This is a genomic window from Rhodococcus sp. 27YEA15, assembly GCF_049739425.1.
Lineage (GTDB): Bacteria > Actinomycetota > Actinomycetes > Mycobacteriales > Mycobacteriaceae > Rhodococcus_F.
Map to the genome: position 1 here is coordinate 5,298,844 of NZ_JBMHHW010000001.1, position 13,432 is coordinate 5,312,275.

12 protein-coding genes and 1 pseudogene are annotated in these 13,432 nt (G+C 64.0%); 8 read left to right on the forward strand and 5 right to left on the reverse strand.

Going from position 1 to position 13,432, the window contains the following annotated elements; all coding sequences use genetic code 11:
• The first annotated feature begins 28 nt into the window (after positions 1-28).
• The 3 genes from ABH922_RS24715 (at position 29) to ABH922_RS24725 (ending at position 2,615) form a co-directional block, all read left to right on the forward strand.
• Entirely contained in the window at positions 29-955 is a 927-nt protein-coding gene (locus ABH922_RS24715) for a D-isomer specific 2-hydroxyacid dehydrogenase family protein (RefSeq protein ID WP_424809442.1), read from the forward strand.
• Positions 956-1,742: 787 nt separating this feature from the next.
• On the forward strand, positions 1,743-2,138 hold the full coding sequence (locus ABH922_RS24720; protein ID WP_424809443.1) for a hypothetical protein: 396 nt from the start codon (positions 1,743-1,745) through the stop codon (positions 2,136-2,138).
• Positions 2,139-2,180: 42 nt separating this feature from the next.
• The gene (locus ABH922_RS24725; RefSeq protein WP_424809444.1) at positions 2,181-2,615 is read left to right on the forward strand and encodes a hypothetical protein; all 435 of its coding nucleotides are present in this window, start codon (positions 2,181-2,183) and stop codon (positions 2,613-2,615) included.
• Positions 2,616-2,773: 158 nt separating this feature from the next.
• Here ABH922_RS24725 and ABH922_RS24730 read toward each other — a convergent pair whose 3' ends face one another.
• Complete coding sequence (locus tag ABH922_RS24730; RefSeq protein WP_424809445.1) at positions 2,774-2,929, reverse strand: hypothetical protein; 156 nt, start codon at positions 2,927-2,929, stop codon at positions 2,774-2,776.
• Positions 2,930-3,364: 435 nt separating this feature from the next.
• On the opposite strand from ABH922_RS24730, the gene ABH922_RS24735 reads away from it, so the two are divergent.
• The 4 genes from ABH922_RS24735 to ABH922_RS24750 all read left to right on the forward strand — a co-directional run bounded on the left by ABH922_RS24735 (position 3,365) and on the right by ABH922_RS24750 (position 7,679).
• A complete protein-coding gene (locus ABH922_RS24735; RefSeq protein ID WP_424809446.1) occupies positions 3,365-4,054 on the forward strand; it encodes a hypothetical protein in 690 nt (229 codons plus the stop codon).
• Positions 4,051-4,386, forward strand: coding sequence for a transcriptional regulator (locus ABH922_RS24740; protein ID WP_424809447.1), 336 nt, complete (start codon positions 4,051-4,053; stop codon positions 4,384-4,386). Before ABH922_RS24735 ends, ABH922_RS24740 begins: the two co-directional genes overlap by 4 nt.
• A 141-nt stretch (positions 4,387-4,527) precedes the next feature.
• Positions 4,528-6,120, forward strand: a complete 1,593-nt coding sequence (locus tag ABH922_RS24745; RefSeq protein ID WP_424809448.1) for an ATP-binding cassette domain-containing protein — start codon at positions 4,528-4,530, stop codon at positions 6,118-6,120.
• Entirely contained in the window at positions 6,120-7,679 is a 1,560-nt protein-coding gene (locus tag ABH922_RS24750) for an ABC transporter ATP-binding protein (protein WP_424809449.1), read from the forward strand. The genes ABH922_RS24745 and ABH922_RS24750 overlap by 1 nt, the downstream gene beginning before the upstream one ends.
• Before the next feature lie 11 nt (positions 7,680-7,690).
• On the opposite strand, the gene ABH922_RS24755 is transcribed toward ABH922_RS24750, so the two are convergent.
• The 3 genes and pseudogenes from ABH922_RS24755 to ABH922_RS24765 form a co-directional block, all read right to left on the reverse strand.
• The gene (locus ABH922_RS24755) at positions 7,691-8,314 is read right to left on the reverse strand and encodes a DUF899 family protein (protein WP_424809450.1); all 624 of its coding nucleotides are present in this window, start codon (positions 8,312-8,314) and stop codon (positions 7,691-7,693) included.
• 61 nt (positions 8,315-8,375) lie between these two features.
• Positions 8,376-8,477 (reverse strand): annotated as a pseudogene (locus ABH922_RS24760) (hypothetical protein); the annotation flags it as partial.
• Positions 8,478-8,604: 127 nt separating this feature from the next.
• Complete coding sequence (locus ABH922_RS24765) at positions 8,605-9,672, reverse strand: ABC transporter substrate-binding protein (RefSeq protein WP_424809451.1); 1,068 nt, start codon at positions 9,670-9,672, stop codon at positions 8,605-8,607.
• Between the two features lie 248 nt (positions 9,673-9,920).
• On the opposite strand from ABH922_RS24765, the gene ABH922_RS24770 reads away from it, so the two are divergent.
• Complete coding sequence (locus ABH922_RS24770) at positions 9,921-11,480, forward strand: helix-turn-helix domain-containing protein (protein WP_424809452.1); 1,560 nt, start codon at positions 9,921-9,923, stop codon at positions 11,478-11,480.
• Here ABH922_RS24770 and ABH922_RS24775 read toward each other — a convergent pair.
• On the reverse strand, positions 11,432-13,417 hold the full coding sequence (locus ABH922_RS24775; RefSeq protein ID WP_424809453.1) for a heavy metal translocating P-type ATPase: 1,986 nt from the start codon (positions 13,415-13,417) through the stop codon (positions 11,432-11,434). The genes ABH922_RS24770 and ABH922_RS24775 overlap by 49 nt on opposite strands.
• Between the last annotated feature and the right edge of the window lie 15 nt (positions 13,418-13,432).

Sequence of the window (13,432 nt, forward strand, 5' to 3'; positions counted from 1 at the left end):
AGCGCCACTCGAACAGAAAGCAGATTTGATGACAGCGCACAGTGCCACCCGTGTTCATCTCGGCCCCGTCGAGGATCCGTACCTTGCCGACGGAATCCGCCGAGCCGGTGGGGTTCTCGTTTCGCTCGACGAGGCCGAAGCGATCGTGTGGGCGCAGGGGCCGGATACGTTCCCGGCAACGCTCCCCGATTCCGTGCGTTGGGTGCAGTTGCCGTTTGCCGGTATCGAGCCGTGGTTCGAGGCCGGAGTCATCGACGACGAGCGCGTCTGGACGTCTGCGGCCGGCGCGTACGCGGGCAATGTGGCAGAGCACGCTGCGATGCTTCTTCTTGCCGGTATACGTTCTCTCCCCGAGCAGTTCGCGGCGCAGTCATGGCGTAAGGACGAGTTCGATCCTCGGGTGGGCACTTTGCAGGGGTCGACGGTGGCGATCATCGGCTGCGGCGGTATCGGCCGCGCGCTGATTCCGTACCTCACTGCATCGAACGCGAAGGTTGTTGCCGTCACCCGGTCGGGGACCCCGGTGGAGGGTGCCGCTGAAACCTTGTCGGCGAGCCGGACCGGTGAAGTCTGGTCCACGGCCGACCACTTCGTGATCGCGGCTCCGGCAACCTCTGCTACCCGGCATCTGGTCGGCAAGGCCGAGCTGGATCAGATGTCGTCGTCGAGTTGGATAGTGAACATCGCACGCGGTTCGCTGATAGACACGGACGCACTGGTCGAGGCGCTCGACGCCGGCTCGATCGGTGGTGCCGCGCTCGACGTCACCGATCCTGAACCGTTGCCGGACGGCCACCGGTTGTGGACGCTGCCCAACGCGATCATCACCCCGCATGTGGCCAACCCGGCTACGACGCTTCCTCGACTACTGGCAGATCACGTCGCCGCCAATGTCGTTCGTTTTTCGGCGGGAGAGGATCTTGTTGCAGTGATCGATCCGGCGGCCGGTTACTGAAAACTCGCAGCAGTTCGCCGGCGATGGTCGGTCGAGGCGGTACGCCGCATGGCGCATACCGCCTCGACGGCGTTCAGGAGCAGATTCTCCCGTCGAATCGTGCAGTGATTGACGGGCTAACGAAAATTCCGATGCAAGATCACCCGAGTGCTGTCCGGGTGTCCTGGCCCCTGCGGGGTTGTCGGGACGAATTTCGGACCGGGAGGCACGGGCAGAGCGTGGATCGATTCACGGTCACGGCGCAAATCTCGATGTCAGTCTGACAGTCGGGAACACAAGTTGTTTCTTCAAGCATTTTCCCAGGTCACGTTGAAGTTTCAATCGCCAATTTCATTCATGATGCTGAATTTTCGGCGTCTGCTCACCGAGTTTCCCGAGTCCGAAAAGTGACGTTCCTCATATCGGGACCAAGGTCATTTGTGCTGATAGTGAATGTGACGAGACGTTTCTGTTACCGAAATTTTGCCTAAAATACGCTTTCCGGAAAATGTCCCACTGGTGGCCAAACGGGGCAATTGGTACTGTCCGGTAACTGAATCAGTTAGCTGTTGGCTATCGGTTCGAGTGGTGATGCGAGTTACGGGAAAATGATTGCGGGAAGGGAGCGGCCGGCATCCGTCCGGTATCTGGACAGCTGCGTTCACCGCGATGAAAGGGTCAGTGTCCGTAACGAACTCGTCACTCGAATGGGAAACATCTTGCTGATCGGTCGCCGGGGGCAATAGGGCCTTTCCGGATGCGTTCACCAACCCTGCATCGGGGTTGCGCATTTCATCGAGGAGAGATCATGAAGATTCGAACGGTGGTCAGTGCTGGAGCGCTCGCTGCAGGTGTTGCGATGATCGGTGTCGTCGGCGCGGGAGCGGCATCGGCTGCAACGCCATTGGTGGAGCCTGAGTATGGCCGAGTCGGATTGTCACTGTCGAATGCGGAGACTGCGGCTCTGGCTGCCACCCCGATTCCCGACGCGATTGCTCGTGCAGTTCCCGGGTCGCAGCGCTGGGTTCAGCTGGCCCCGGGCTCGAGGATCACCGTCACCGGTGGGAAAGTCGATGCACTCGAGGGCGCTGTGTTCGGCGAAGCGGCGGCGCATCCGGGCGGTTACGTCGACGTGTACCTGTCCGACCCGAATCATCCCGCCAACTTGGGCCACATCGTGCAGACATATCAGCATTGGAACTGATCCTTCGCCGCCGGGCCCCTACTCGTATCCTGGAGTCACGTCATGTCCGTTCCAGACTTCGATCATCGCGGCGATGCTGATTCTGCAAGGCATCGGCGTGCTGAATCGGGGTCTGAACATGTTGTAGTCATGGATGATTGGGATCCAAACAGTGAGCTCAGTCCGACCACGATCGCAGGCATCGCAACTGTAGTGGGGTTGGGGTTGTTGATCGCCGCCGTATCGGTGATCGGAAATTTCGCCGGGTGGGTAGGCGACTTCGGCGCATTTCTGGTCTGTCTTGCGTATCTTCTGTGGTTCGCAATTGCGGGTCGAATTTTCTGGTGGGGTGCGCAGAAGCTGATTTCCGGGCATTACGAAAGACGGAGAGTCGATCGAAAGATGTTGCCGACCAAAGTATCCGATATCTCGGATGGAAGAAGTGCGCGATCTTGTGAAAGAGGGGGCGGATCGAGCACGCGAAGCTTTCAGGTCTGAGGCAGATATGTCGCCACCCGCCGATCACCCGTGATCGGCGGGTGCTTCGGCGTCGCCGAACGCTCCGAGCATGACGGAAAAGCCTGTCCCGCGGTCTGTTCTCGACGGATCTGTCAAACGGGCCTGGTCCTCGGATTCGGGAGGTACGACCGCTCGAATCAGGTGTTGGCCTGGCGTTTGATCCAACCCCACGCTGCGGTCGCGACGAACAAGATTATTCCGATGATTGCCAGCCAGAGCAGGCCTTTGACGACGAACCCCAGCACGACGAAGATCAGCCAGATGATCAAGAGAAATCCTATGAGTCCCAACATATTTACATGTCTACACCTCGATCGGTCCCGGTGTAGTCCGATTCCGTCGATGATTCGGCAAAAGTTTGTCTGCGACGGCGCGCACGCGGCATGCATGCGTCCCGCAGTGTGGGTACCAGTTCGTCGCGACCGCCGACGATGCTGTGGTCGCGGTGAAATCCGATCGTGTCCGACACTCCGAACGAAGGGCATTCCGCTAACGGACGGTTGCCCACACGCGAGTTCGCCCAAACTCGTCGACGGCCTGGCGGTTTCGATCTCGAACACCGCCGATCCGAGCTTCGCCGGCGCCCGTGCACTGTATTGCGGCATCAAAACTCCCGCAATCTACCTGGAGGGAACGGTTCGGCACCGGCCTCGTGATTGACTTTCATGGTTTGTGATGCAAACTAGAACGAGTTTGCATCACAAACCACTCTGAATCGAGGTTCGAGCATGGGAGTGCGGGAACGGCTTTCACGAGATGGGCCGGCCCCGGTGTCCGAAGCCCGACGCCTCGTTCGTCCTGTTCAACCGCGCAAGTGGGTTCCGTTGGCAGGACTGTCGGTGGTCATGATCGGTGCGATGCCGCTCTACGTCCAACGGCAATTCGGGTATCCGTCTGCCGACGACGGTACTGTCGGCGGACTTTCCGGGTTCGGGCAGTTGGAGCGCTCCGATGCCGCCGCAGTCTACTGGTTGGTGACGCTTCCGGTGGCGTATGCGGTGATCGCCACATATCTGGGTCGGCGAGGGCCGCGTTCGGAGGTTCGGCTACGAGCGTTGCGTGCTGCCGGTTGTGGTGTGGTTTTGTTCGTCGCGCTGGTGCTGGCCATCGTGATCCTTCCCGAACTGCAACTACTTCCCGGGAACCTGCTGATACGCGGTCTCGCGCCGCTACTGGCCATTGCGATGGGAGTGATGATGTGGGGGGCGATAGATCACGACTGGACTGTGTTCGGGACCGGCGCGTTCGCCCTGGCCGCCAGCATGGTCGCCAACCTGTACAACATCGAGAGCGTGATCTTGGCACAGGGCGTCGATGTCGACTACCGGTACGCGCTTGTGGTCAATCTTGCCTTTCCGGCTGTGGTGCTGGCGATCGGGGCAATGGCGACGGCCCTGCGGGACCGGCCGATTCGATGACTCATCCGACAAGTTCGCTCGACGATGTGGTTCACCAACGGACTCGGCTCGGGATTCTCCTCGTGCTTGCCGAAGCCGACGCGGTCGATTTCGTGTTCCTTCGCCACACCTTGGATCTCACTGCCGGCAATCTCTCGCGTCACCTCTCGGTGCTTGCCGATGCCGGGTTCGCTCTCGTCGACAAGAAGAACGCGGCCGGCAAGACGCGGACATGGGTGTCGATCACCGAGAACGGAAGAATCTCGCTCGTGAAGGAACTCGCCACGTTGAGGGATATCGTCGCGAGAGCGGAGAAGGCAGTCGGTCGCAGTCGAGGGCAAGGTGAAGCCTAGATCGGCCGTTCCGCGAGTGTAAGAACTTGGCGTGCAGCGATAACTGCCGGCAAGGGATGAAGCCTAGCCTTACTTGATGTCACCGCGTCGTGCTCGGACGCGGATGGCCGGCGTCCCTTCCCCATACCGAGGAGTATTTCGATGTCCCGCCCGCTCGTCGAACCAGCCCTGGCTCCAGCGTTACGCCCGGCGCTGCCCGCTCTCGTACTCGGATCGGTTTGCGCAGTGGCCTCGGGCGTGGCCATGCTGAGCGGACTCTGGTGCGTTGTTCGCCTCGTCGGCGACCCGTCGATCGGCTGGGCCGCGTGGGCCGGAGCGCTGTGGCTGACGGGCGCGATACTGGGATCCGCATCGTCCTGGCTCGCGCACCATGCGGAGGCTCTTTTCGAGTCCCGAGTCCGGCGTCAACTGGCCGCTCACCTTGTTCGACTCCCCGCCAGTGCGTTGTCCCGATACAGCGGCGACGCACTTCGCAGGCTCGTTTCGGGTGACATCTCGGCACTGCACCACATGATCGCGCATCTGCCGTCGGAATTCGCGACGCTCGTCGTGGTTCCGATTGCCACCGTCGCACTGTTGGTGACCATTGCGGGCCCGACGGCTCTGCTCGCGCTCATTCCGGGGGTCCTTGCGGCGCTGTTCTATCTGGTCGTGATCCCGAAGATGGCGTCCCGACACAACGCCGAGCAGGCAGATGTCATGGGTGCCATCGTGACGTCGGTCGACGATCTTGCCCGCGGTGCCCGGATCTGCCGGATCTACGGCGCGCAGACGGGTGCTGCCGCCGACTACGTCGACGCCACTGGGAGGTTCGCCAACGGAATGCTCGATCGAGTACGTCTCGTCGCTACGCCTGCGGCTGTCGCGGTTGCTCTCATGCAGGCTACTGCGACATACGCCGTCGCGTACGCCGTCGGTTTCGACTGGGATACGACCACCTTGGCTGCCACCATCTTGTTCAGCCTCGCGATCGTGACTCCGGCTCTGCGGCTCGGGCACGGTCTCGACTACGTGACGGCCGGTCGCGCCGCTGCCCGCCGGCTCGCCGATGCCTTGGCTGAACCCCTGATCTCGACCGGAACAGGTCGGGTACCGGACTCGTCGGGCAGTATCGAAATCGAGAATCTCACCGCCGCGATCGGCGGCCGCACGATTCTGGACGACCTGACACACGTTTTCCGCTGTGCCGCAGTCACTGCGGTCACGGGGCCGAGCGGCGCAGGCAAATCGACCCTTTTGCGAACCCTGGCCGGGTTCGAAACTCCAGTCGGGGGGAGTGTTCGCTACGCGGGTGTCGATCTTGCCGAGATAGGCGAAGACGCACGTCCCTCGGTTGCCTTGCTCGTCCCCCAGGGCGCCGACGTGCTGCGGGCCACCGTGCGCGAGAACCTCGCACTTGCTGCCCCCGACGCGTCGGATGCGCAGTTGACCGCCGCATTACTGCGGGCTCAGATCGCCGTCTCGCTCGACGCCGATGCCTCGTTGCTCTCCGGTGGTGAACGTCAACGTGTAGGCCTGGCACGGGCATTCGTATCCTCGGCGCCGGTTCTCCTGTTGGACGAGCCGACAAGTGCGCTCGACGGCCGGACCGCCGCCGCCCTGTCGAAGGAGTTGCACCGATTGGCGAACGAGGACGGCAGGACAGTGGTCATCGTGACCCACGACCCGGTGTTCGCCGACGAAGCCGACGAGCGCGTTGTCCTCGACAGTGCAACATACCTGGGAGCCAACTGATGAATGCCACATCGAACAGCACCGACGTAGCTCGCCGTCGACTGATCACGATCGGCCTCGGGTGGGCGTCCGTCGCAGTCTTCGAGGCGATCGCGTACACCACCCTCGCGCTGGCGATCGTCGAACATCGCTCTCCCGCAATGGTTCTTGCCACAGCAGTGATTGCGCTCTTCGTGACAGTTCTCGTCTCGCGAGCAGGCTACTTCACAGGGGCCCGCCTGGTCGGAGACCTCTACGACGCCCTCGGGAATGCATTGAACCGGGCGAAGCTGTCCTGGTTCACGGAAAGCAATCGGGCACTGCTGGCCACCGTCGCCGGTCAGGGGATTCCGTCGTTGACGAGTGTGCCCGCACACCAACTGCAGACGTTCCTGGTCGCCCCGCTCACTCCGCTGTTGCTGCTCGTCGGGACAGCGCTGGTTGCGGGCCCGGGCGTCATGTTGCTGGTCGGGGTATTGCTGGCGGTGTCACTGGCCGCGCAATTGCTGGCCCAGCGCGCGCTCAGTCGCGCGGACGCACGCCGTCACGACGCCGAACACGCGGCTACCCAGGCAACTCTGGAGCTGACCGATCATCTGGAATTGCTGCGAACAGCGGCGGGACCCACCGGTGCCGTCACTCGGATCGAGCAGAGTTGGCTGTTACAGGAGCAAGCGCTGGCGCGGACAAATCGTGCTGCGGTACCGGCAACCTTCGTCTCGGCAGTGGCGTCGGTGTTACCGCTGGTCGGCGTGGTGATCTACCTTGCGGCCAACGGGTTCGAGGACCCCGCGCTCGCGCTCGCACTCTTCGTTCTCACCGCACGCGCTTGCGCGCCACTCGAAGAACTCGCGCTCGCCGGGATCGGAGTCAACGAACTCGCAGCCACAGTCCGGGACTACCGGACCGTGACGTCCGCACCGGCGCTTCCCGAACCCCATGCCCGCGACGCGGCGCGCCCTGCGGCTACCGATATCGAGATCATCGGACTCGGCCACGGCTCGGTATTGCGCGATGTCGATGCCCAGATTCCGGCCGGGGAGCGCGTCCTCGTCGCCGGACGCTCGGGAACCGGCAAGAGCACCCTGCTCGGTCTGCTCATGCGCTTCGACGATCCCGATCACGGTCGAATCACTATCGGCGGCATCGACCTACGAGAGATTCGGTACGACGACCTGGCTGCGCACATCGGTTACGTGCCTCAAGATCCGATCGTGTTCTCGGGAACTCTGGCCGCGAACATCGGGATCGGACGGCCCGGGGCCACCGCCGCCGACATCGAGGGCGCGGCGCGAAAAGCGTTGCTCGGTCCCGTCCTCGACCGCTCGGCGCTCGGCATCAGCCAGGACGTGGGGCATCAGGGCGCAGCCCTGTCCGGCGGCGAACGCCAACGTGTCGCCCTGGCGCGGGCGTTCCTCGACGACGCCCCCGTTCTCGTACTCGACGAGGCCACCTCGGCGCTCGACGAGACCACCGAACAGCTGATCGCCGACGCGGTGCGAGGGCTCGAGGCAACGGTATTCGTGGTCACGCACCGCGACTCGACGATCTGGGAACCCACCCGCACGATCGAACTCTGATCTTCGGCACCTCAGTGGTGGTCCTCGCCCCGGCCGAGTGTCTGTACCGGGGTGGCGCCGGGGCGAGTCCACTGCGGTGTCGGACGGCTGCTCGGGCCCCAGGTGGAGTTTCCGTCGGAATCCGAGCGCCACGACCAGCATGCGTCGAGACCTGCCGGTCGGTCGGCAGGATTGTCCTCCCACGCTTCGCGGCGTCCGTATGCAGTCATGTCGAGTAGGCCGAGCGAACTGTTGACGCGCTCGTTGCCGCGGCCTGTCGTGGAATAGGTGAGAAACGTCCGGTCACCGTCGCGGAGACAGCAGGTGATGTGACCCATGTCGTGACCGACGGGTGCATCGAGACCACGCACCGAGTACCAGGGTTGGGTGTATCCCATGAACTCGACGTACGCGGCCACTTCCGCCCACGCACCCGAGGTCACGATTGCGAACGAGACGCCACGAGCGTTGAGGTAGGCGGCGTCGTTCAGATGCCAAGCCGTGGTGGTGCACCCTTCGCATTGGCCTTGGTGTGGAGCTTGGTCGTACCACATGTGTTTGTAGACCACGAGCTCGTTCCGGCCCTGGAACACGTCGAGAAACGGGACGGCGCCGTCGGCTCCGATCACCTCGACGGTGGCGTCGAACTCCACCATCGGCAACCGGCGGCGGGCGGCGGGCGGCGGCAATCGCGTCGCCCGCACGGGTGTGGGCCTTCTCGTGGACGAGCAACTCGTCGCGGGCGGTCTGCCAGGTGACCTGGTCGACGACGGCGGGCCGGCCGGGTAGCGCGGCCCCGCCGTTCGGTGTGGGTGTCATGGTGCCCTCCGGGCTCTCGAGTCGCGGGTAGTCACCGGTGCAGACTCGGCGGACGCCCGGAACTCATTGCGGCGGAGGCCACCGGTGCCAGGTCGGTCGGCCCTCCGGGTACCGGCGGTTGCCGTGGTCAGAGCTTGGCGTCGACGAGCGGGATGATCTGTTCTGCCGCCCAGGTCGTTCCGATGGGGCCGCCGCTGGTGATGGCCCAGAGGATGTCGCCGCCGTCGGCGGTATGCGGGGGCACGCCCACCCAGTGCCCGGACGAGACGGCGCCGAGGTTCTGAAAGAGTGGGCCGCTGGTCAAACTGTCGAAATCGTCCTCGTCGGCGGCGGCGCTGCGACCCAGGAGCAGGAAGTCCGCATCGATCGTATCCAGCAGTTCCGGGCTCACCGTGTTGGTGGCACTGAATGTCGAGGCCCGCGGGTTCGCCGCAAAACCGAGTTCACGAAGGAACGTCTCCGGAGCCGAACCGGGCTGCGAGAAATACACCAGGCCGTAGTCGGATCCGTACCAGACTGCCCAGGTAGCCGTGCGGCCCGCCAGTTTCGGGTTCTCGCTACGGAGCATCCCGAAGTAGTCGTCGTGCTCGGCGATCACCTTGTCGGCAGCCATCGACAAATCGACGGCCGTACCGAGGAGACGGATCGAATCTTGCCACGGGACAAGCATCTGAGACGTCGTATCGGCATTCGTCAGCACCGGGGCGATCGAGGACAATCGGTCGTAGTAGTCGCCCATCGACATGCCTGCAAGACCGTCGCCCCACCCGACGGCGACGATGAGATCCGGTTCGCTCGCTGCGATCGCCTCGATCGGCAGGTTCGCGCCGACGACGAATTCGTAGGTATCCAGGCTTGCCGCGTCGTAGGGCTTCAGATACGACGTGGACGCGGACTCGTTGATCATCGACGAGGAGAGCACGGGCCTGATACCGAGGGCGAGGAGCATTTCGGTGTCGACGGCGGTCGGTACGACCGCTGCGATCCGTTCCGGACGCTTGTCGAGAACGGTTTTACCGTAGGGGGATTCGAGGGTCAGTGGGTAGACGGTTGTGCCTTCTGCGGCGGGGAGAGCACTCTGTTCTGCGTCCGAAGTGGCTGCGGAGGACGAGCATCCGGTGGCGAGAAGTGCTGCGGTGAGCACGATTCCGATCAATCCGGCGATTCGGGGCAGCCGGGTGTGTAGGGCCTTCATAGTTGCCTTTCGAGGTGCGTAACCGGATGGTTCGGGAATCGAGAGGCCTTCGTGGGGCGGCTCGGTATCGGGAGTAGGCGACGGTCGGACGAACAACAGCGGACACCCTCACTCTTGGAAGCGGAAAAGATCTCGTCGGCCACTGCACGGAAGGCCAATAGATGAAGGTAGCCTTACCTGATCCGTTCGAGTTATCCGTATACGCCGACTTCTTGTACTCGTGAACGGTTCGGCCGAGAGGGGTGTGGATGAATACCCGGCAGCTATTTCCCGCCGGCGACTTTCCTGAGATCCCGACCTCGAGACTGGCCGCGATCGTGAACGAGCGAGAGCCGCTGTTGTTCTGGGTGCACACGGGTCACGCAGAGCTGAGCGTCGCAGGGCGAGTGCACAGCGTGTCGGCGGGATCGGCGGTCTGGGTACCCGCTGGAGTCGCATACGGAATTCGCGTCGACCCCGAAGCCGTTGCGTTCCCGATCCCGCTACCAGCCGTCGATCTTCCGCCTGCACCGAGTCGAATTGTCGAACTGGAGATCCCGGACGCCTGGCAGGACTGGCTCGTCCACCGGTTCGCCTACAACCTGGGATTCCTTCGCGGGTCCACGACCGGAGGATCCGGGTTGCTCGAGCTTGTCGCGGGAACACGGTCCGGTCACGGGTCACCCTCGTTCTCCGCACCGGGTCTACCGCGCTCCACCGAGGCGCTCGAGGTCGCTCGCACTCTGTTGCGCACCCCGGCAGACGATACCGAGCTCTCCCGATTCGCCGTGCAACTTCGGATCGGGGTGCGCACCTTGCAGCGTCGATTCGCCGAGGAGACCGGACTGTCCTTCGTTCGGTGGCGTGGTGCTGTCCGGATCGCGGCCGCTACCGCCTATCTCGACGAAGGTCGTGAGATCGGTTGGACAGGAAGACAAGTCGGATTCCTCACGCCCGCAGGATTCACACGGGCATTTCGTGAGCACACCGGCCGGACACCCAGTGACTACGCGCGCACCAGCGAGAGCACGGTTCCGGCTCGGGCGAGGGAAAACCTGGCCACCGGTATCGCTCTCCTCGCCGACGACACGCATCCGCCGCCGCCCCCGCCGATCCCGCCGAGTCAGACCTGGGCCAGGGTCAGCGACTTTCACGTCGTCGTCTGGGTTTATCGCGGCACCGCACGGGTGGCGTTCGGCGACGGTACGTGGAACCTGCATCGAGGTGACGCGATGTGGCTTCCCGCCGGCGTCCGCAACAGTGTCGAGATCGCCGCGGGCTCGCTTCTGCTTCCTCTGGGATCGCAGCCGGGGATCACCCCCGTTCCCGGACCGGCCCGGATACTGCATTTCCCTCGTGCGGTCGAGGCATACCTGCTGCACACGGTGGTGGCCAACTACACCCACCTGCGCCCCTCGATTCACGACGTAGGCCGGATCACGCACCTCGTCCGCAGCGCCGCGGTTCCAGCCGCGGCTCTCGGTGCCGAGCCCGTCGAGGCAATTCTCGCGGCGGTGCGAGTGAACCCGGCCGATTCGCGCACGACTGCCGACTGGGGATCCGAACTCGGAATCCGCCCCGATCTGCTACGGGCGCGGTTCGTCTCCGTCACCGGTCAGACGTTCCCGCGCTGGCGTGCTCAACTGCGGATGACACTCGCGCGGACATACCTGGAGGAGGGCATCTCGGCCGGGGAGGCGGCGCGCCGCCTCGGGTACGCGCACGCATCCGGCTTCACCAAGGTCTTCCGCGCCGCGCACGGCATGTCGCCGCGGGAGTATCAGCGAAGCGGGTGGAGGGGGACGGCGGAGAGACTTCTCGATCCGTGAAGTGCCGCGAGAGGTGCCCCGGCAACCGGTGATGCCTGGCCGGTGAACGGGGTGGTGCGTCCGGCGCGTATGGCATTGACCACAACGAGGACTTCAGCCAGTTCGTGGACGACGATCACGGTGGTCAGCCCGAGGACACCGGTAGCAGCCAACGGAATCAGGACACCGATGATGCCCAGCGACAATCCGATGTTCTGCAACATGATTCGCCGTGCATGTCGAGCGTGCGCGAGGACCTGTGGCAGATGGCGCAGATCCGCACCCATGAGTGCGACATCTGCGGTTTCCACCGCGACATCGGTACCCAGTGCACCCATAGCGATTCCGACGTCAGCGGTCGCGAGGGCGGGGGCGTCGTTGATTCCGTCGCCGACCATGGCGATGCGCCGCCCCCGCGCGACTTCGGCGAGTAGTCGGGCTTTGTCCTCGGGCAGCAGTTCCGCGTGGACGGTGCTGATACCTGCGCTCTCGCCGAGTGCTCGTGCGGTGCGCTGATTGTCGCCGGTGAGCATGAGGGTGTCGATGCCGAGCGAGGTGAGCTCACGGATCGCGTCGCGCGCTTCGGGGCGGAGTTCGTCGCGCACGGCGATGGCGGCGATCACGGCTCCGTCGGCTTCGAGTAGGACGACGGTGGCTCCGGCCGTCTGCAGTCGCTCGACGTCGTCGGACAGGGCGCCGGACCCGATCCATCGCGGCTTTCCCAGACGCAATGCGATGCCGCCGTGGGTGCCGACAACACCGTGCCCGGCGACGGCGACGACGTTCTCGGCCGGCTCCATGTCGCCGACGGCGTCGAGGATCGCTCGGGCGAGTGGATGTTCGCTACGCGATTCGAGTGCTGCGGCCTCCGCCATCGCGTGCTCGCGAGTGACTCCAGGTACGGTGACCACCTCGAGTACTACCGGCACACCCGCGGTGAGGGTGCCGGTCTTGTCCAGGGCGACAACCGTGACACGACCTAATTCTTCCAGTGCAGCACCGCCTTTCACCAAAGCGCCGTTGCGGGTTGCCGCACCGACGGCTGCGACCACTGACAGTGGTACGGCAATCGCGAGTGCGCAGGGAGATGCGGCGACGAGTACCACCAGGGCGCGCTCCACCCACAGTGTCGCGTCGCCGAGGAGTGCGCCGACTGCGGCGACCAGTGCGGCGAGAATCATGACGGCCGGTACCAGTGGGCGGGCGATCCGGTCGGCGAGCCGTTGTCCGGATCCCTTGCGCTCCTGCTCTTGTTCGACGATGTGCACTATTCGGGCCAGTGAACTGTCGGTGGCCCGAGCGGTTACTTCGATTTCGATCGCTCCGCCTCCGTTGATCGCGCCCGCATGCACCACCGTACCGGGTCCGGCTTCGACGGGGACCGATTCTCCGGTGATGGCCGACAGGTTCAGGCTCGTGTATCCGGCGCGGATGATGCCGTCCGTGGCGGCGCGTCCACCAGGCCGTACCACCATACGCTCACCGACGGTGAGTTCGTCTGGGGTGATTACGGTTTCGTGGCCGTGGCGAAGAACCGACACCGTCGGTGGAACCAGATCGAGCAGCGCGCGCAGGCCACGACGGGTGGTGCTCACCGCATGCCGTTCGAGTCCTTCGGCTACCGAGAAGAGGATTCCGAGCATCGCGGCCTCGGCGACGTGACCTAGCGCAACCACCCCGACGGCGGCAATGGTCATCAATGTTCCGACGCCGATATGTCCGCGCAGCAGATTCCGTAGGGACATCGGTACGAAGGTTCCGCAGGCGATAACTGCGGACGTGAGTTCCATTGTGGTGGAGAATGTTTCGTATCCGTAGTGTTCGGCGATCCACGAAGCCGCCAGCAGTGCTGATGCGCCGGCGGCGATCTGGAGGTCTCGAACCTGCCAGAGTCGTCGGTGCTCGGCGACGTCTGTCGCAGTGGTGACGGGTGGGGGGCCGCAGCATGCGTCAGCCATGTGAGTCTTCCGGTC